15 protein-coding genes and 1 pseudogene are annotated in these 19,207 nt (G+C 36.3%); 4 read left to right on the top strand and 12 right to left on the bottom strand.

Annotated elements, in window-relative coordinates; translation table 11 throughout:
- Positions 1-387 precede the first annotated feature (387 nt).
- Complete coding sequence (locus tag BU804_RS05555; protein WP_075883318.1) at positions 388-2,199, top strand: amino acid permease; 1,812 nt, start codon at positions 388-390, stop codon at positions 2,197-2,199.
- A 322-nt stretch (positions 2,200-2,521) separates the two neighbouring features.
- On the opposite strand, the gene BU804_RS14695 is transcribed toward BU804_RS05555, so the two are convergent.
- Together BU804_RS14695 and BU804_RS05550 are read right to left on the bottom strand one after the other, a co-directional pair.
- Positions 2,522-2,695, bottom strand: a complete 174-nt coding sequence (locus BU804_RS14695; protein ID WP_226996142.1) for a hypothetical protein — start codon at positions 2,693-2,695, stop codon at positions 2,522-2,524.
- A 434-nt stretch (positions 2,696-3,129) separates the two neighbouring features.
- A complete protein-coding gene (locus tag BU804_RS05550; protein ID WP_075883317.1) occupies positions 3,130-7,824 on the bottom strand; it encodes a putative nucleotidyltransferase substrate binding domain-containing protein in 4,695 nt (1,564 codons plus the stop codon).
- Positions 7,825-7,930: 106 nt separating this feature from the next.
- On the opposite strand from BU804_RS05550, the pseudogene BU804_RS11260 reads away from it, so the two are divergent.
- Positions 7,931-8,690, top strand: a pseudogene (locus tag BU804_RS11260) (transposase); the annotation flags it as partial.
- Between the two features lie 180 nt (positions 8,691-8,870).
- On the opposite strand, the gene BU804_RS05535 reads toward BU804_RS11260, so the two are convergent.
- The 9 genes from BU804_RS05535 to rnc form a co-directional block, all read right to left on the bottom strand.
- On the bottom strand, positions 8,871-9,590 hold the full coding sequence (locus tag BU804_RS05535; protein WP_075883314.1) for a PTS sugar transporter subunit IIA: 720 nt from the start codon (positions 9,588-9,590) through the stop codon (positions 8,871-8,873).
- A gap of 318 nt (positions 9,591-9,908) precedes the next feature.
- A complete protein-coding gene (locus BU804_RS05530) occupies positions 9,909-10,364 on the bottom strand; it encodes a PTS sugar transporter subunit IIA (RefSeq protein ID WP_044044696.1) in 456 nt (151 codons plus the stop codon).
- Positions 10,365-10,381: 17 nt separating this feature from the next.
- Positions 10,382-10,834 carry a dUTP diphosphatase gene (gene dut, locus BU804_RS05525; RefSeq protein ID WP_075883313.1) on the bottom strand — a complete coding sequence of 151 codons (453 nt, stop codon included), beginning with the start codon at positions 10,832-10,834 and terminating at the stop codon, positions 10,382-10,384.
- 8 nt (positions 10,835-10,842) lie between these two features.
- The gene (gene accD / locus BU804_RS05520; RefSeq protein ID WP_075883312.1) at positions 10,843-11,760 is read right to left on the bottom strand and encodes an acetyl-CoA carboxylase, carboxyltransferase subunit beta; all 918 of its coding nucleotides are present in this window, start codon (positions 11,758-11,760) and stop codon (positions 10,843-10,845) included.
- Between the two features lie 213 nt (positions 11,761-11,973).
- Positions 11,974-12,600, bottom strand: a complete 627-nt coding sequence (locus BU804_RS05515; protein WP_075883311.1) for a Fe-Mn family superoxide dismutase — start codon at positions 12,598-12,600, stop codon at positions 11,974-11,976.
- Between the two features lie 211 nt (positions 12,601-12,811).
- On the bottom strand, positions 12,812-13,465 hold the full coding sequence (locus BU804_RS05510) for a uroporphyrinogen-III synthase (protein ID WP_075883310.1): 654 nt from the start codon (positions 13,463-13,465) through the stop codon (positions 12,812-12,814).
- Entirely contained in the window at positions 13,462-14,142 is a 681-nt protein-coding gene (locus BU804_RS05505; RefSeq protein ID WP_226996141.1) for a hydroxymethylbilane synthase, read from the bottom strand. Before BU804_RS05505 ends, BU804_RS05510 begins: the two co-directional genes overlap by 4 nt.
- Positions 14,126-15,496 carry a DNA repair protein RadA gene (gene radA, locus BU804_RS05500; protein WP_075883308.1) on the bottom strand — a complete coding sequence of 457 codons (1,371 nt, stop codon included), beginning with the start codon at positions 15,494-15,496 and terminating at the stop codon, positions 14,126-14,128. Before radA ends, BU804_RS05505 begins: the two co-directional genes overlap by 17 nt.
- A gap of 24 nt (positions 15,497-15,520) precedes the next feature.
- Positions 15,521-16,228: a ribonuclease III gene (gene rnc, locus BU804_RS05495; protein ID WP_075883307.1), complete on the bottom strand. Its 708-nt coding sequence runs from the start codon at positions 16,226-16,228 to the stop codon at positions 15,521-15,523.
- A gap of 106 nt (positions 16,229-16,334) precedes the next feature.
- Here rnc and BU804_RS05490 point away from each other — a divergent pair, with 106 nt between their 5' ends.
- Together BU804_RS05490 and BU804_RS05485 are read left to right on the top strand one after the other, a co-directional pair.
- Entirely contained in the window at positions 16,335-17,060 is a 726-nt protein-coding gene (locus BU804_RS05490) for a hypothetical protein (RefSeq protein WP_075883306.1), read from the top strand.
- A gap of 11 nt (positions 17,061-17,071) precedes the next feature.
- Positions 17,072-17,785 (top strand): lipoyl protein ligase domain-containing protein, encoded by a 714-nt coding sequence (locus tag BU804_RS05485; protein WP_075883305.1) that lies wholly within the window; start codon positions 17,072-17,074, stop codon positions 17,783-17,785.
- Here the strand turns inward: BU804_RS05485 and BU804_RS05480 are convergent.
- Positions 17,758-18,975, bottom strand: coding sequence for a hypothetical protein (locus BU804_RS05480; RefSeq protein ID WP_075883304.1), 1,218 nt, complete (start codon positions 18,973-18,975; stop codon positions 17,758-17,760). The two genes, BU804_RS05485 and BU804_RS05480, sit on opposite strands and share 28 nt — an antisense overlap.
- Positions 18,976-19,207: the final 232 nt, after the last annotated feature.

Below are 19,207 nucleotides of genomic sequence, written 5' to 3'. Positions count from 1 at the left end.
CCATTTTGACCTCTCATGTCATATTAAACATTAGCTTGGGAAAACAAATGTTTTAAATGATGCAGAGGTCCTTTGTCATTTAAATTTTATTCTTCTTATTTATTATCAAAGAGATAAATTCAAAATTCAGGTTAATAATTTAAAACAGATCAATTTTTTTTAATCCTAGTCTATTGATTTTTACGGTTAAAGATGACATGTTAACCGAAGGAAAAGGTTTGAAAAAGAGCGCATCAAGGACTAATCAGTCAAAGAGGTATTTATTGGCAAAGAGGTATTGGTAAAAATCTTTATCAGCTGCAATTTTCAACTTAAAAATGTAAAAACACTTCAAATCAATATTTTTTTGATTATGATAAAATTTTTTAAACTTGATAAAATATCATCATGCAAACATCCATTACTAAAAGGCCTCGCAACGTTGGCCCTTTTCAAGCAGCAGCTCTCTTATATGGAGACTGGGGAACAAGTAAAGCCTATGTCATTGGATTGGCATTTGCGATAGCAGGTTATAGTTCATTTTGGCTGATTTTAGCTGTTTGTGTGTTAATTGCTTTTGTAGGAATTAACTATATTACGATTTGTAAATTTAGCCCCACAGGAGGGGGAGTTTATGCTTCAGCGAGAAGAAAATCGGAAGTATTGGCTCTAATAGGAGCTTTTTTTTTAATTGCTGATTATCTCATCACTGCAGGACTAAGTTCTTTATCTTGTTTTGAATACCTAGGTGTAGAGCATCCCGCTTATTGGGCAATCGGCTCTATTGTGTGCATTGGAGCTTTTAATTTTTTTGGGCCGCGCCATACAGGTAATCTTGCCTTAGGAATTGCTATTTTTACTGTTATCACTGTTCTTATTTTAGCCCTTTTGTCTCTCCCTTTTTTGAAAGATGCGGTTGATTCTATCAAACCTCTTGAAGGGGGAATTCTCAAAAACTGGAGTAGTTTTGTGGGAATTATCGTTGCATTATCGGGTGTAGAGGCCATTGCTAATACAACAGGTGTGATGAAGCTTGATTTAGGCAGTTCAGATGCTCATCCTTCAGTACATCAGACATCTAAAAAAGCTATTTTATGGGTCATGATCGAAGTTTGCCTTTTTACAGGTCTATTTGGCCTTGCCATGAATGCAATTCCACATTTACAGTTTGTTGATGGTCATATTGTGACACCTGATGGAACCAATATTCGTGATGCGATGCTTCGTTATATGGGAAATTATTTTGTAACGAATCAATGGGGATCTGAGTCGATTGGTTATTTTGTTGGCTATGCTATTAGCTTAGCTTTTGCCATTTTGCTCCTTTCTGCGGTTAATACTGCTATTAATGCCCTGATTTCATTAATGTTTGTGATGTCTCGTGACGGAGAAATGCCCACTGTATTTCAAAAACTTAATGCCTTTGGAGTTCCTATTGTTCCACTCTTAATTGCAACAGGTGCTGCTTCGTTTGTTCTTATTTTTGTACATGATGTTGCTGCTTTAGCAGATCTTTATGCTGTGGGATTTGTAGGAGCCATTGCGACTAATCTAGGCGTTAATGCTTATGATTCCACAATTCCCATGAGTAAATGGGAGAGAAGTTTCATGTTGTTAACATTTTTTGTGATGATTATCATTGAAATCACTCTTTTGATAGATAAACCTAACGCTCGCTTGTTTGCGATTTATATCATGGCTGTTGGTTTAGTGTTACGCGCATTGGTGATTGAACATCGGCAAAGACAGTGGGCATCAAAAAAGGTAACCCTAAAGCATGCCTCACTATACACTGATGATACGCGAGCTTCTTTACATCATGGAGCAATTTTATGTGCTGTTCGAACCATAGGCAAAACGTTAAATTTTTCTCTTCAAGAAGCCAAAAAACAGGGTCAACCTCTTTATATCTTGTTTATTAGGGAACAAAAAATTGTGACAGATGAAGATAAAGATCGAACTTGGCTTGATGATCATGAGGCTTGCCGAATTTTTGATTATGCAAAAGAAAGCTCTCATGAAATGACAATTAAATTTCTTTATGTTGTGAGTGCTTCACCGGTTAACTCAATTGTCGATATGGCCGAAAAACTGCAAGTGTCTAGAGTTATTTTAGGTAGGCCACGACACAGTACGTTGTTACAGATGCTCAGAGGTAATATTGTGCAAGAAGTTTCTGAAGTTCTTACCCCCAATATTGACCTTTTAGTTATCTCTTAAAGTTTCGATATCCATTTAAATAAATATTTTTTGTAAAATTCATTTTTAGATAATTAATCCTAGAATTTGATTCTTCTCAAGAAACTCTATGCAGTTCAATGGCTCTTGTTTGAAACAACTTTAACAAACTTTCTTATTTTAAATATGTTAAACTTGTAATACGCTCTTCAAATTAATCCTATTCATTTGATTTTTGGAGACCGCAGTTCCTTATTTATGAAGCTAATTTGTTTTATCTTGATAAAGCATAAGTTCTAAAAGGATAGGAATAATTAAAGTTACAAATGTTTAAAAAGAATGCTATCAACTAGAATTTTGGGTTTTAGGTAGCGATTGACAACAGGCGATGTTGTTCTGTTAAATGGTATAAAGATATAGATCTAAAATTTAACTTATCTTTAAAGCACGTAATTAAAAGCAAACTTGGTAGGACAAGCCCACCAAAATAGTGTGTATCCTTTAAGCCGATTAAATCGCTAATGTGTCGCTGTTCCATTTTAGGAAGCCTTTTGGAAAACTAGACTCAGCTAATCATCTACCAAAACAATAAAATTTTTAATAAGCCATCCATTCAGCTTTCCGGATAAACAGTTAAACAACTTATTCTAATTAAAATGATTAAAATTATAACTATTTGTTTTTTGGGTAAAAAAATTTGATTTAAAAGAAATTGCTTGTTTTGATAGGGTCCAATCTAAGGGATGCTTTCATCACAAATAAGTGAAAACCCAAGCCAACGCTATAACCAATCGCCCTAGATTTTCCTGTAAAAATCTGAATGTAACTACTCACAAAAACTGTAGATGTCGTTAGAGATTCTTTATTGCTAAGACAGAAATTTACAAGAATAGAAGCTACATTGAAGTTAAGAGTTTGATTAATTGTTTATAACCTCCTATTGCTTATTATATTATCATTAGCCAGAACTTCCTAAATGACAGGATTGTAATCAAACGCTTCCATTCCCTTATCACTTATTTGGTTACCATCAAGATAAAGTAGTATAAGAGTATTATTGGAGGCAATAGCTTTCATTCCCTTATCACTTATTTGATTTTCTTTAAGAGAGAGTATACGTAGAGTCGTATTGACAGAAAGAGCGCGAGCAAGAGCTTTCACTCCCTTATCACTTATTTGGTTACCATCAAGATAAAGTGCATTCAGAGCCTTATTGTCGGGAAGAGCGCGAGCAAGAGCTTTCATTCCCTTATCGCTGATTTGGTTACCATCAAGATAAAGTGCATTCAGAGCCTTATTGTCGGGAAGAGCGCGAGCAAGAGCTTCCATTCCCTTATCGCTGATTTGGTTTGTGTTAAGAAAAAGTTCCCTAAGAGCCTTATTGGCGGGAAGAGCGCTAGCAAGGGCTTCCATTCCCTTATCACCTATTTGGTTACTATCAAGATAAAGTACCCTCAGATCCGTATTGAAAGCAAGAGCGCGAGCAAGAGCTTCCATTCCCTTATCGCTTATTAAGTTATTATCAAGTCTAAGTACCCTAAGAGCCGTATTAAAAGCAAGAGCCTGAGCAATTGCTTCGGCTCCTCTATCACTTATTTTCTGATTAGAAAGGTTAACAGAGGCGAACTTAGGATCATTCATATAAAGTTGGAGTAATATTCCGGAGTCAATTTCTAAATTTTTTATTTCTTTTAAGACTCTACGCACTCCCTCTTCTTTGGCTTTTTTTAGATCTAAGGCTGGACATCTTGTAAAACTTCCTTTGACATACGGAGCCGTTGTTTTGAAAAAGAGCATTTTTAAATGGGGATTTTTATCGGCTTTTAAGGTGTGTAAAAGAGGAGCATCTAGTTGAATCGAGACAAGTGCCTTGCACCTTCTAATTTGCAATTCTTCTAATTTGGCAAATTGCAAATAGATCGATGCGAAGGGAAAGTTTGATTTTTCAAGCGCGTGAAGCTGAGGACAACGGTTTAAATAGAGCGTTTTGAGGTTAGGAGAGCACTTTTCAATTTCTTGAAGGGTTTCTAATTTAATAAGTGGGCATCCGCTTACATTTAAATAGTCGAGTTCAACATGCAAGAAAGGTTTTAACGTGGTCAGATCTAAAACGGCGCAGTTCATCAGAGTGACTTTTCGGGGTTTAAGATCTTTATTGTTCATTAAAAAGATTAAGGCATGTAACACAAAGCGTTGCCGCTCTCGATCAATTGTTTTTCCTTTAACCATCTTTCTAAAATCTGCTTCAATCCATTCTTCTTCTTTGTTTGTCCCGAACGCAATATTTGAGGTGCAACGGCTTAATGTAAACGTAAAAAGTTCGCTTTGGGCTTTTTCAGGAGAGTATTCTTCACGTTGTTGGATTTCTTCAAACGTCGGGGGCTTGCCAAAGCTGGCTGCGTCGGCTTGGGCGGAAGTGAGAGAAATCTCTACATTGCGATTGATGGCTTGTTGTAGTCTCTGTTTGGGATCTAAACTGCTAGCAACGGCTTGCTTATATTTATGATGAACCCAGCGATCTAGGGTTTGCTTTTGACTGTCACGCAAGCTGACGAGATAGGATAAAAGATCAATAGCTGTAAGCTTCTTTTTGTTTGTTAAGGCTTGGCGCAAGCAGTCTTGCAGATGGTAAAATTGAATGAATAGATTCGTTACCGTTCCGCTGCGCAAAAGAAGCGTTCCTTTAAAACAATCTTGCGGGTTTATTTCATATAAAATTTTTTCCTCTTCGGGGGTAAAGAGGTGAAGGGAACGATAGTTTTCGTCTTTTTGGATTAAATCTTCAAGCCAACTATTGAGGATGAGATTAGGATCTAAACCGAGAAACGCTTGCAATACTTCAGGATCTAGACGGTATTTAGCATGTAAGCAAAAAAGAGCGGAGGAAAAATGGACCTTATGGCCGAGGAAATGGTGGATGACAGGTTCGACAAAAGAAACATCGTTATCCACGCAGAAAATACGCTGCGTCTGTTCTTCGACGACATAGTTCGAAAAGCGGCCATCCCCTGGCCGCGTCAATACGGCACAAAGGCAAGCCCAGGTCAATTGTTTGATGTCTAATTGGTCAACATTTTCCAACGTCTGTCCTTGTATTGTTTTGGAAATCAAAACGGGATAGATCCTTGTTTTTCCTTTCACTTCGACTTCAAAGCGTGCCAGTTCAGTTGGAGGACTCTGATGCCCCGCAATGCGTGCCGTCAGTGCATGGATGGCATATTCCAGCAGAGGATGGGTTGGTTTTTGTTTAAAATGCAACTGGTAGCTGCCATAAGAGGCGCTTGCAACGGGGTGAAAGCTTTCATATTGCCGTTTGAGGTTTCCCGTTTCCTCTAAAATTTGTTCACAAACGGCTTGCTTGAGATACCGTGTATGTGGCACTGCCGGGCAGCGGATCTTGGCTTGAAAGAGGCCTTCTGGATGGTCAGTTGTCATCGCTAGAATCGCTTGTTGGAACTGCTCTTCTTCTAAACGGTGGCTTTGTCTAACTCCACTTGGATTGGGAATAGAGGCGAGATGGGCGCTTAAGGCAGCCAAGTTTTCCTTCGGGGGATAGCTACCTAAGACTTTAAGATAGATTTCTCTTAGAGGTTCCGCGAAGGTTATCCGAGAAAGCCTTTGGTAGCAATCTTTATGCCTCTTCCAAACTTGTTGATCCGGATCAGGCGCATTAGCTTGTTGTCTAGAAACGAGATGATGCACGAAATGAGCGATCCATGACTTGAGATTTTCTATTGCATTGGGATGCATCTCCTCTCCATGACACGCATCATTCAAAAGGTCAATGTGTCGAAAATGAGTGTCTAACTTAAAAATGCCAGAGTTGAATTGACGAGAGTCTGGGTTGGAGAGGCAAAACTTTAATTTACGGTAAAGAGGGCGCAATACAAGCCAACAAATCTTTGCCAGAACCTCTTGCTCACTAAGAGGATTTTCTAGACTAACCTCTTCTTTTTGTTCCTCACAAGTAAAATGAAGACCCACTCTTTTCAGGTAAACGGCTGCCACCGCTTCTTGCAATAAATAACCACTTTCGGCTGTAAAAATGCCTTTTTTTACGAGGGCGTCAATAAGATCAAGTGTGTTGGCTTCTTCGATGCCGAAATAAAGAGATAAATCATTTAAAAGGTGATGGAGCAGCTCTGTGTAGTTCTTTTTTAAATCAATAACCTTTTCTTTAAAGGGGTGGTACCAAATCTCTTCATAGGTTTGCAGACGATCCGTTAGCAGCTTTACCGCCTGACATTTGCGTCTGATTTCTTTTGCTTGCGGCAACTCTTCATCGAGATAGATGCACATTTGTTCTTGGTAGAGTTCAAGGAGTTTAGGGGTATTTTGGTGAAAAGAAATTGTTTTGCGCAGCGTATTACTATGAGAAGTTGAGGAATACTCCTCCATTTTTTGCATTTGGGCCAATCCATCGGGAGTGTTGATAAGATCAGTGACAACAGCTGGGTTGCCGCCAGAATCGATATGAAAACCGGAGCGGTGTTTAGCTCCAATGCAAGTAAAAACGGGCAATCCTTGCGCCGGATCTTCTCCTAAAGCTATTATTTGTAGTTCTAACAGGCGGGCTAATTTCACAAAGTAAGGTTGATACTCAATCTCTTCAATGAGAATACACCATTCCAAGTCTGAATAGGGGCAGGCCTCTTCTTTTGCTAAAGATCCCATTACCCGTAAATCATACAAGCAAGGAGGATCTCCTAAAATGGCAATGGCATCCTCAACTAAAGCGTGCAGAAAAGAGAGCAAGTGCGCGGAAACTTCTCTTTGCAAAGCGCGCACTTCTTCTATCGTGAATTTTTGCAGATCGATCGTCTGATATAACGTGCGAAAACTTTCTCGATAAATACTCAGTTTTTCTCGATATTTAGCCGTGATAAAACAGCCAGTAGAAAGAGAGTCATTCTTTATTAAGTAATGCTGCATCATTTCATCTAGAGTATGCAGTCCACTTGCCTTTATCCGCTCTGGTCCCCTCGTTATTAACGTGTGCGAAACAACTGCCTGCACTTGTTTATAGAATAATTTAATCAAAGCACGCTTTTCGCCCAGGCAGCAAATCGGTTCAAAGCGTATTTCAAGATTGGTAACAAGTTGCAGGACTTGTTGGCTATCGTTTTTCCCCACCGCTATTTCTAAGCACTGTTTAAAAACGGCGAGGGACGCTGAAGCGACTTTGAAAAGGCGAGAAGCTAATCGTTGAAGTTCTTCGGAGGCCTCTGTAATGGTCTGAGCCTTTCCTACATAGTGAATGGCATCCATGAAATAGGTAAGTTGTTTATTCTCTTGCTCCTCTTCTTTTCCTTTTTTATAGTGCCACTTGGCTAGCTCGGTAGCTAGCAGCTGTTGATCTTCTGCAAAACACGGATTTGCCGCCAAATTGAGCAAGAGACGTATGCTTTCTTCTATCTTTTGAGGTGCTTCAATAACAGGGATGAGTGCGAAGAGAGATACAAAAGCCTTTTTCAGCACTTCTTTTTCCACCTGAGGTGGCAAATAGGCCATAAAAACATTAAATTGTTTGACGGCTTGGGAATATTTTTTCTTTGTGATAGTAGCCGTAATCTCATCGAGTCTATCTAAGTACCGGAAATTCGATGGTTGATCACTAAAAGTTGCTGTTGAGATAGGATAAGTTGAGATAGAAGAAGGGTTTTGCATGATTTGACTATCCTTTGGTTTAAGAAAAATTCACGTTGTAAAGATACAATAAAAAAGCAGCCTAATCAAATTAAAATTTGAAAAATTATTTATGAAGATTTAACCAAAGAATGAAGAAACTCAGGTAATTGACCATGGCAAAACAAAGCGAGGACTTCAACTTGAATGATTGATATCAGAGAGGATATCAATTATTCTTTTATTTCATCAATCGAATGATCAAATAGTTAAGCACTTTTATGAATATGTTATTGGCAAAGAATTTTCAAACTCAATGAGTGCTAGTCGTTTGTTTATTTAGAGAAGAATTTTTTTGTTCCTTTATTTGCTTATCTTTTAGACAGAAGGGGAGAAAGTCACAGGAATTGCTTTTATTGATTTTCCATCAATAGATGTTTGCTATTATAAGCGCATGAAGAGGAATCAGGTCTTTAAAGATTTGACAAAGAGGGGAAAAACAACTTCAGGATGGTTTTTCGGATTAACTGGACATGCTGCTGATGTCTCTATTGCCGAAGCCTTGCCGAAAGGAATTTTTGGGAAGCTATTTGGTGATAAGGAGTTATTTCGAAAGAGCTTTCAAAGAGGCTTTTGAAACAAGTCCTTGAACGATTGACGACCATAAGATCGAATAGGAAGCAGACGCTGATGAAGTTGATAGACAAAATTCTTAGAAAACGAACTATCATTGTGAAGGTCAATGATCCATTAAAAAATATTTCTCAGATTGAACAGACACACCACAGAGATGCCGGGAATTTTTTAATTAATCGATTGACTGGGATTGCCCGCTTATACTTACCAACCTAAAAAAGCCATCTATTAACTTAACAGAACAACATCGCCTGTTGTCAATGGTTGTCTAAAAACCCAAAATTTAGGTTATCAAGGCCACTTTTGTTAGTTAGTTAATTGGTATTGAAATAACGTTTTAAATTGAAAATACATTAATTTGAATATTAATTATTATTAAATAAAAAAGGTTCCTTTTCAATTAGTTGAAAGGAACCTTTAAAAAGAAAGATAGCAATTGATGAACTTAAAGATTAAACGATTTGTGAAATTTGACTTTCCCAATCTTTAATAAAAGCTAGTAGTTTATCTTTAGAGGGTTTTGTTTTAAAAAATTCTAAAGCTTTTGGTTGGCTGCTTAAATGAGCAATTTTAGCTAATAAATGTAGGTGGCGTTTATCATCTGCAGCAAATAAGAAAAATAAGGTATTGACAGGTTTACCATCTAAGGCGCCATATTCAAGAGGTTTATCTAAAAATACAACAACAATGGCATCATGTTGGGCGTGTAAAGAATCCCTTGTATGAGGAATTGCAACGCCATTATTAAGAGCGGTAGGCATCATATTTTCACGATCTAATAATAATTCGGTCATGACTTCAGCGTCAACGTTTAAGTTTTTAGCTGTTTTTTTCATTGTCTTGCGAATAATTTCTTCTTTTGTTTTACCAGATAGATTGTATAGAACATCACCTTTATGAATCGCTCTAAATAAACTAAATTGTTTACTTCCACCTGTAGCAGGTTTTTTTTCTGCAACAGTTGTTTTGATTGATTGTGTAAATGGAGAATTACTCTGGTTTTTATCGAATTTATGAGAAATCACCCAATTTTCTATTTCAGTGCGAGAAAAATAATGATGCTTATTGATACTATAAGAAGGGATTTTTCTATCTGAAACCCAACGACGAATTGTTGTTTCTGATACATTCAATAAATCGGCAACATCCCTAATTTTTAAATCCTGGGTCATACTTCCTCACTTAATATTTATTAAATAATATTTTGAGAATGTTTATAGGAATAAACAAACTCTTACTATATCTATCGGATTATACACTTATATAAGACAAAGAGATTTTTTAAGCTTCGCAGAAAGATTAGATGAATCATTAGGTTATGTTCACAAGAAGCTTTGCCTGATGGATTATTATTATTAGGCATACAACTTTATCAACAAACTAACCGTAGATTTTCATTTTTAGTTCAACGAATAGCACAAAAAAATCTACAACAAAATTAAAATTATTTCTTTTCTAATTATTCAATGAATGGTTTTATTTAGCAAGCTTTAAGTCTCTTGAAATAATTCAATAATTTCTTTTGGATTTGAAAGAGTCAATAATTTCTTTCTTCTCTCTTCATTTTTAATAGCTTGAGTTAAGTTAGATAATAATTGTAAATATTCGGTTTGTTTATCATCGGGTCCTCCAATCAGAAAAATAAGACGAACAGGTCCGCCATCTAAAGCATGCCATTCGACAGCTTTTTGAAGAATTCCAATCACAATAAAAAACCGATCATAGGAAGGGAGTTTAGCATGTGGAATAGCAGCCCCCATTCCAATACCAGTAGAAACAATTTTTTCTCGTTCAATAATTGCTTGGTAGAATAATTCTTCATTATCCAATTTGCCTGATTCATAAGCGACATGAACAAGCTCTCTTAAAGCTTCATTGCGTGTAGGAGTGTTTAAAAAAACGACCAAATTAGAATCGAGATAGTTAGAAATAGGCTTTTTTTTCATGTTCAATCTCAGAAGGCTTAACCGGTATGGCCAAATCCTCCCACTCCTCGTTGAGTAGATTCTAATTCTTTGGATAAAACAAAATTTGCTCGTAAGACTTGAGCTAGAACTAATTGAGCAATTCTCATTCCAGGTTCAACAATAAATGCGTTAGTTCCATGATTAATTAAAATAATTTTAATTTCTCCTCGATAGTCTGCATCAATCGTTCCAGGAGTATTTAAAACTGTCACTTGATGTTTCAACGCTAAACCACTTCTCGGGCGAACTTGAATTTCATAACCTTCAGGAATAGCCAATCGCATGCCTGTGGGAATTAATGCAGACTGTCCGGGAGGAATCTCTAGCGACTCTTTCAAATAGGCTTTAACATCTGCTCCTGCTGCTCCGGGAGTCATATAGAAGGGAAGTAGCTCTTCATTTTCAATTAAAGTAGGAATAGTCAACGTATTTGAATAAGATTGGGTCATGAAAATACTTAATTTTTATCTTTTGAAGGAGAAGTTTTTTTAATTAAATTTTTAGGAGTGAGAGAAGGCTCATTTTCTTCAGAAAAATTTCCTTTTAAAAAGTCAATAAGTTCGGCTAATTTTGGTTTGAGTTCAGGCCGTTTGACGATACAGTCGATCATTCCATGCTCAAGTAAAAATTCTGATTTTTGTGCTCCTGAAGGGAGTCGTTGTCCGATAGTTTGTTCAATAACTCTTGGACCTGCAAAGCAAATCAAAGCATTAGGTTCTGCAACAATAATATCACCTAAAGAAGCAAAAGAGGCTGTCACGCCCCCAGTTGTTGGGTTCGTTAAAACAGAAATATAGGGGATACGCGCTTCATGTAACTTGGCAAGTGCTCCTGAGGTTTTGGCCATTTGCATAAGAGATAGAATTGACTCTTGCATACGAGCTCCGCCAGAGGTCGAAACAATAATTAAAGGAAGTTTTTCTTTTAAAGCATGTTCAATTAGACGTGTGAGCCGTTCACCTACGACAGATCCCATGGAGCCGCCCATAAAGCTGAAATCTAAGACTCCTAGAGCAATTTTATGTTTATTTATCATACACGTACCGACAACAACAGCTTCATTGCTAGTCGATTTTTCCTGAGCATTTTCAAGTCTTTTGGGATAGGGTTCTGTATCAACAAAATTAAGAGTGTCAACAGGTTGTAAGTTTTGAAATAACGGTTTAAAAGTATTAGGATTACTTAAGCTTTTAATACGATCTTCAGTTGAAAGACGATAGTGATAATCACATTTTGGGCAGCAGTTGCTATTTTGTTCTAATTCATTAGCGTGGATTAGTTCATTACAATGCGTGCATTTTAACCATCCACTAAACCCATCCTTTTTGGTGGTTTGGATTTTAATTTTTGGCTTGTCCCGAGAGAATAATCCCATCGTTGGTATCTCAATTAATTTTTATAAGAAATATAGTATTTATTGAAAATTTGGGTAGATATATATATGATTTCAATTATCTTAATAAACTATCTTGTATAACTCAAGAGCTTTTCTATATGAATTCGAAAATTAGCCAATGATCTAGCTAATTTTCGAATGTTTTATTGAGAGCGTTTTTAGAAATTTAACTGCAATAAAAATTAAAAAAAATTATTGACTTTTAGCAGCTTGGTATCTTTCCGCTACGTTTTTCCAATTAATGATGTTCCAAATATTTTTTACGTAATCAGCTCGGACATTTTTATATTGTAAATAATAAGCATGCTCCCAAACATCAATACCGAGTAAAGGAATGAGGCCTTTTGTAGAGAGGGGATCTTGGTTTTCACAAGTGGCAAGAGTTAAACGATCTTTAGCTTTATCATAGCCGAGCCAACCCCAACCAGAGCCTTGAATAGCGACTGCTTTCGCACTTAATTGTTCAATTAGAGTTTGTAAAGATCCAAACTCTTTATTAATCGCATCAGCTAAAATTCCCTCTGGTGCCATTCCTTCAGCTTTATTTTTTGGAATAAGATTTGTCCAAAAAATCGAATGATTGACATGCCCACCTCCATTAAATTTAATGACTGATTGAAGAGCAATCATTGTAGATAAATCATTATTTGCTTCGGCTTCCAAATACTGTTCTAAAGCTTTATTTAAATTTGTTACATAAGTTTGATGGTGTTTGTTATAGTGAAGAGACATAATTTCTGCACTAATGACAGGCTCTAAAGCATTAAAATCATAAGAAAGATCGGGAAGTTTATAAGCTTGTGATTTTTGTTGATTCATATGGACTCCTTATAAAAGCATTTAGCTGGTTGTTAACGTTTTCTAATGGAGAGGAATAATTAACCATTTTATAATAAGAAATTTGCACTTGTTTATTTCATTAGTAGGCTTAAATTAGTTTTTATTCAAAACTTGCATTTGGTTAAAATAATATTATTTTGAACAAATAGAGAAAATTAAGCAATAAATGAGACTTAAAAATGGCCAAAAATCAACTGTTCAGTTGAGGTATGTAAGTTTGAAGGCATTGTAGAGTAATCGGACCAATTGTGATATATTTTTTGTCGATAGGGAAATAGCCAAATATTTTTGCAAAAGCGTGAACAGTTGAAGGACTTGTAAAAACTATTTCGTCAAATTGTTCTAATGAAGGGATGGATTCAGGTTGCCGAAATTGAGTATCATAAAAAGGGCAAGCGTAATAATTCAATTGACGATCAGTAAAAAAATCAACTAAAACAGAACGAGCTTGGGCAGAATGGGGCCAAAAAAAGCTGGCTTTTTGAAGAGAAAGGGAATGCAATTCAATGATAAGTCCCTCTGCCGTTTCTTCTTTAGCAATTAGCGCAGGTTGAATACCAAGGGCTCGCAAATGAGATCCCGAGACTTGACCAACAGCTATCGAAGTTTTAGATTTCCAATCATCTAATGATAAACCGAAATGAGAAAGATGGTCATGTAGGAGATGAATACTCGTTTTAGAAGTAAAAATCAGATGGGTAAAAAGGTGAAAGTCGCGAAAAGCTTTTTGAATGCAGGGATCAGTCAAAGGGCGAGGAATGATCTTGATTAAAGGACAATGAGTTAATTGGTCAGTGGAGTGATAATGAGCGGGATTTAAGCCTGTGTATAAGATTTTTCTCAATTTTTTCTCACATCTAAGCAGGCAAAAAGAGTTTGCATGCTTGCATCGTCTTTTCGTGCGATAATGGCCAGTTGGCCTTGACCTTCTACCGTTGTTCCTGGTAGGCGAATACGATTCAAATGCGTTAAACCCAGCCGGATTAGTGCAGCTTCAGCTACTACAACACCGTCTGCCTGTTTTTTTTCAAGCAAAGCTAGTCTTTGGTCAATGGTGCCTCTCAAATCAAAAAAAATGAAATCGTTTCTTAATAATTTGACTACATTTTCTCTTCTTATAGAAGAAGTCGCAATCCGTGAGTGAGGAGGAAGGGTTTGTAAGGTTTCTCCATCGCGCAAGACTAAAACATCACTGCAGTCGACACCTTTTGTTAGGCAAATAAGTTGAAGACCATCTGGAATTGGATCAGGGAGATCTTTTGCCGAATGGATGCCAATTTGACACTTTTTTTGAAGAATAGCTTCATCAATTTCTTTGGTAAAAAAATTGGTTTTATCAAGGTCTCTCAATGAAGTTTTTTGATCCAGATCACCTATTGTGTCGAAATAAGAAATGGTAAATTCTATAGAAGGATAAAAAGATCTAAGTGCTTTTAAAATCTCTTGTACTTGCGCACGTGAGAGTGGTGAAGAACGAGCCCCGACAGAGATAGAAGGTTGAAAATTATTTGAGTAAAGCATCGATCGCTTCCTCAACAAATTCTACGCCTTGTACCACAATCTTTCGAAGAATATCTTCAGCAATTCCTTTAGCATTTCTTTTAGGGATAATGCAACGTCTAAATCCCATATGAATGGCTTCTTTAAGTCGACTTTCAATTCTCGGAACGCTTCGTATCTCGCCTCCCAAACCCACTTCTCCAACGACAGTTGTTTCGGGGTCAATGATTGAATTACGCATTGAAGAAGCCGAAGCCAAAAGAAGGCCTAGATCGATGGCAGGTTCCATAATTCTTAGACCTCCTGCGACAGAAACAAAAACATCACATTTATGAAGTTGATATCCCATCCTTTTTTCAAGCACAGCAAGTAGTAGAGCAAGTCTATTTTGATCTAATCCTGTGCATCTTCGTGAAGGAGTACTAAAGACTGTTTGCGTCACCAAAGCTTGTACTTCAATAAGAATAGGGCGAGAGCCTTCTAACGTAGGGATGATGACAGATCCTATGCTATCTTTTCTTCGTTCTTCTAAAAAAATTTCGGAAGGATTGGGTACTTCAACCAGCCCTGATTGTTTCATTTGGAAGACAGCAATTTCATCTGTAGGACCAAAGCGATTTTTAACAACTCGAATCATTCGATAATGGTGTTGTTTATCGCCTTCAAAATAAAGAACAGTATCCACCAGATGTTCTAAAACTCTTGGACCTGCAATTTCGCCAGATTTTGTGACGTGTCCAATTAAAAATGTTGAAATCCCACGTCCTTTAGCTAAATGCATAAACTCTGTTGTGGTTTCACGTACTTGTGTCACAGATCCTGGAGCTGAAGTAATTTCGCTTTTATAAACGATTTGAATCGAATCGACGATTAAAACATCAGGGTTGAGTTGATCGATTTGGGATTTTATTGAAGAGAAATTGGTTTCCGAAAGTAAAAATAGATTATCTGTTTGAATGCCCAATCGATTAGCTCTTAAAGAAGTTTGATCAACAGACTCTTCTCCACAAATATATAAGACAATAAGTCCTTGCTTGGCTAAAGCATAAGAAAGTTGTAGCATCAACGTGGATTTTCCAATACCTGGATCACCTCCCACTAAAGTGAGCGAACCCGGAACAAGACCTCCTCCTAATAAACGGTCACATTCTCCCATCTCCGTTTGAATACGTGGTGTTTCTTGGAGTTTTACTTCTTTCAATTTGATGGGGCGGGTTGTAATAGCGGTTTGGGACTCAAAACGTTTAGGGAGAGAAGATAATTCTAATTCTTCTTGAAAAGTATTCCAGTTTGTACACGAAGGACATTGTCCTAACCATTTAAGTTGCTTGTGCCCACATTCAGAGCAATACCAGACAGTTTTTTGCTTAGCCATTTAAACGTACCTTTAAGAAAAACATTAAGGAAGTTCAACTCGTGAAAGAGCATCAGCAGCGGCAGCTTGCTGAGCTTCTTTTTTGGATGTTCCCTTTCCTCTACCTAATTCTCTATCTTGAATCCAAACAGAAATTTGAAAAACTTTACTATGATCAGGACCTGATTCGTGTAAAACTTGATATAGAGGGGTTTGTTGATAATTTTTTTGGCAATAATCTTGTAATAGAGCTTTCCAATTACGTAAAGGGGTCGCTAATATTATTTCAATATGCTGATTGAAGTTTTTAAAAAGAAAATCCTTTGCTGCTTGGAGACCTCCATCCAAGTAAATGGCTCCAATGATAGCTTCAAATAAATCTGCCAAAATAGATTCTCTACCTCTTCCATCATTCATACGTTCTCCTTTTCCAAGTAGTAAATAGCCACTTAAATCTAGGGATTGAATGTAATGCACACACGAGCTGGCTTCGACGAGGCGAGAGCGTAAATAAGAAAGTTGTCCTTCTGGAGTTTTGGGGAGTTTGCAATAAAGATAATCGGAAATTAACATACCCAGTACAGAATCTCCTAAAAACTCCAAACGTTCGTTGTGTTGGTTAACTTCTCGATTTTCATTGATAAATGAACGATGTACAAATGCAAGCACGAGGAGTTGTGGGTCTTTAAAAGTATAGCCTAACTTGGCTTCAATGGCAGGAGATTGTCTAATTACGTGTTCAATTGGATTCATGTAAAGTATTCTAGGCAACAATCCTTTTTTCTGCTAGCCTTATTCGATTCAGTTAGTCACTTATAATTGAACGCATTATATTACCTCATTATTATAATTTTATTTTATGAAATTTGCTATTGCTAAAGAACATAGAGATTTTTTTCAAAAAAATGGTTTGATAGAATTTGAAGATTTTTTATCAGAAGAACAAGTATCAACTGTCAATCGGGCAATAGATCAAGTTTTGACTGAACGTTTAAAGGTGACTCCTCAACGTCTAAAACTTCTTTCTTCTGAATGCGCATTTTCTCAAGGAAGAGATTTGTGGCGATCAAATGAAGAGCTAAAAAAAATCGTTTGCCAGCCAAAATTTGCTGAAATAGCTTCTGAATTAATTGAAAAAAAACCTTTGCGTTTAGGATATGACCAGTTATTCCCAGCTCATTACCAAACTAAATTTAGCTCTAAACCACAAAGAGTTTATGCACAATTTCTTGAACAATCTCTAAGTTTAGAATCGATTAGTGGCGTAAGTGGCGTCCTTTGTGGTTTAATGATATGTCTTGGAGAAAAAGGTGAGCTTTTTTCGCAAGAGCAATTCTCTATTGAAGGAATAGATATTTATTCAAGGCAAGCAGGCCATGCTATTTATTTTAATCCAAACGCTCTAGTGAATTGGCGTAATTTTTATGCGCATTCTGCTTATCGTTATTTTCTAATTGTTTATACGCAAATCCATTCTCATTATCAATTACAGGTAAGTGATCCTCATACTCATTTTCTTAAACAATTAGGATATATTTTTAATGATAAATTGAACGATCGATTACATCCGATCGTTTATCGTTAGAGTTTAATCTCGTGGAATGGCAACTAATTGATTCTGGCAAATTGTCTCCGCAAGCCATTATGGCTAAAGATGAAGAATTACTAAAAAATCTTCAGCAAGAAAGTCTTCCTATTCTCCATCTTTATGATTGGAGTGCTCCTTGTTTGACTTACGGTTATTTTATTGATCCGCAAAAATATTTGAATTTAGAGGCATTACAAAATTATCAGATCGGTTTAGCCCGCCGTCCTACTGGAGGTGGGATTATTTTTCATTTAACCGATCTCGCGTTTTCTGTGTTATTGCCAAGTAGTTATCCAGGTTATTCTGTTAACACCTTAGAAAATTATGCCCTTGTAAATCGTCAGATTGCGCATGCAATTGCAGGTTTTAAAGATAAACAAGCGACTCCTGTGCTTTTATCTAAAATTTCATCTCATGAAGCTGATTATCAAGGATTTTGTATGGCGAAACCTACCCAGTACGATTTAATTATTGATGAAAAAAAGGTAGGGGGCGCTGCACAAAGAAGAACCAAACAAGGATTATTACACCAAGGAAGTCTTTCTTTAGCCTTGTTGCCAGAAGAATTATTAAAAAATGTTCTTAAAAATCAAGAAGTTACTAGTGCAATAAAACAACAATCTTATTGTTTGCTTCCTGAAGCTTGGACTGATCAGGACTTGAGGCAAGCTCGACAAACTCTAAGGGATTTGATTCAGATGGAATTGACTAAGCGATCATGAGCTAAAAAAAATATGAGATTATTACTGCGGAAATGATTAACTACATAATTAGATATGCCGCGAGCAATAACACATAAAGGAACGGCTGGACAGATAATACTGATAATGATTTTGGTATAATAACGGATTCTATCTTGAGTAATAGACTCAACAATGGGATCAATTACTTTGTCAAAAATATTTTGAACTTCATAGTAGTCTCTATTTTTAAAGCAATAATCAGAAAAAGCAACTTTCAAAGATTCTTGTAAAACTCTCATACCTAAAATAGGAAAGAAGGCAAAGTCAGTTCCTTTAAATAATTTCTTGACGTCTGGTTCAGAAATATCTGTAAGACCTCCAATTGGCTCGCCGTCAAATAGATAAACTTTATTACTTCCATCGCCTGCAAATCGAATGTTATTGATATGCATGTCTGTTAGATGCGTGTGTTTAATAACTAAACATACTTGTTTAAGAATTTCAGCTAGTTCATTTGGATTGTTTTTTGCTAAATCAATAAATTTTTGGATATTGTCATATGGATTGAGAATGGAAACTTTTTTTGATATGACAACATATTTCTTATGAATTGGTGCATTTGTTGCGGTATCAGGAAGGCGAAATAAGTATTCTTTACACGCTTCAATCCGATCTAGATGCTGTTTTTTTATGTATTGTCTAGCTTTTTTCATTGTTACAACCCGTAAAGGGTTTAACACATCATTGGGAACTCGGATATTTTTCGTTCGATCTTGTGAAAACCAGTCTTTAAATCGACAAAGCCAAAAAGGAACGCGGGCAGCAGAACAAAATCTAAATATTTTTCCCGATCCTTGATGTGCAAAAGAAGTCGTGATAGAAAAATTTTGTTTGATGAGAAAATTAGGAATCAGAGGATGTCCAAGAACAACTCCTGCTACATCATCGCAAGATGAGTAAAGTTCAAATTGATTTTGTTTAAGCAGATATCTGTCTAGAGGGGTAATAATAGAGGATTTTTTTAGAAAATCTCCGATTTTAGCACCATTGACTTCAAGATGGAAATCTAAAATGTCTGCAACTAGTTTTGCTTGCTCAGGTTCGCGAGAGTCAAAAGAATAATCATGAATATTAGCTTCTATATTTACTTCCGGAGAATGATAATAGGAGACATTTAGTTCATAGAAATTATTCCAACTGTCAGATATAAAGTTTGCAAGAGTTGTCATTGATTTGTTACTCATAAAGTTAATTATGAGGAATATTTTATTTTCTCTGATAATTTAAATCAAACTGATTTATTAATTAAACCTTCTGTAATTGATTTAATTTTTATGGTTTATTTTAGATAAAATGAAAAATTAAGCGATTACTATTTTTTCAATAATATATATCCCAGCTTTCTTATCTTGCTTCAGACATTAAAATTGTTTAGAGGAAAGAGTATTTTTGATATAATAT

The organism is Candidatus Protochlamydia sp. W-9 (genome assembly GCF_001950615.1).
In the GTDB taxonomy this organism is placed as follows: Bacteria; Chlamydiota; Chlamydiia; order Chlamydiales; family Parachlamydiaceae; genus Protochlamydia; species Protochlamydia amoebophila.
The sequence above is the reverse complement of the archived record's forward strand: the minus strand, read 5'-3'. Positions and strand labels throughout refer to the sequence as shown.

Bases quoted from the DNA above. Each gene is read 5' to 3' on its own strand.
- BU804_RS05555 (WP_075883318.1), top strand. From the start codon at position 388: ATGCAAACATCCATTACTAAAAGGCCTCGCAACGTTGGCCCTTTTCAA.
- BU804_RS14695 (WP_226996142.1), bottom strand. From the start codon at position 2,695: ATGGAACAGCGACACATTAGCGATTTAATCGGCTTAAAGGATACACAC.
- BU804_RS05550 (WP_075883317.1), bottom strand. From the start codon at position 7,824: ATGCAAAACCCTTCTTCTATCTCAACTTATCCTATCTCAACAGCAACT.
- BU804_RS05535 (WP_075883314.1), bottom strand. From the start codon at position 9,590: ATGACCCAGGATTTAAAAATTAGGGATGTTGCCGATTTATTGAATGTA.
- BU804_RS05530 (WP_044044696.1), bottom strand. From the start codon at position 10,364: ATGAAAAAAAAGCCTATTTCTAACTATCTCGATTCTAATTTGGTCGTT.
- dut (WP_075883313.1), bottom strand. From the start codon at position 10,834: ATGACCCAATCTTATTCAAATACGTTGACTATTCCTACTTTAATTGAA.
- accD (WP_075883312.1), bottom strand. From the start codon at position 11,760: ATGGGATTATTCTCTCGGGACAAGCCAAAAATTAAAATCCAAACCACC.
- BU804_RS05515 (WP_075883311.1), bottom strand. From the start codon at position 12,600: ATGAATCAACAAAAATCACAAGCTTATAAACTTCCCGATCTTTCTTAT.
- BU804_RS05505 (WP_226996141.1), bottom strand. From the start codon at position 14,142: ATGCTTTACTCAAATAATTTTCAACCTTCTATCTCTGTCGGGGCTCGT.
- radA (WP_075883308.1), bottom strand. From the start codon at position 15,496: ATGGCTAAGCAAAAAACTGTCTGGTATTGCTCTGAATGTGGGCACAAG.
- rnc (WP_075883307.1), bottom strand. From the start codon at position 16,228: ATGAATCCAATTGAACACGTAATTAGACAATCTCCTGCCATTGAAGCC.
- BU804_RS05490 (WP_075883306.1), top strand. From the start codon at position 16,335: ATGAAATTTGCTATTGCTAAAGAACATAGAGATTTTTTTCAAAAAAAT.
- BU804_RS05480 (WP_075883304.1), bottom strand. From the start codon at position 18,975: ATGACAACTCTTGCAAACTTTATATCTGACAGTTGGAATAATTTCTAT.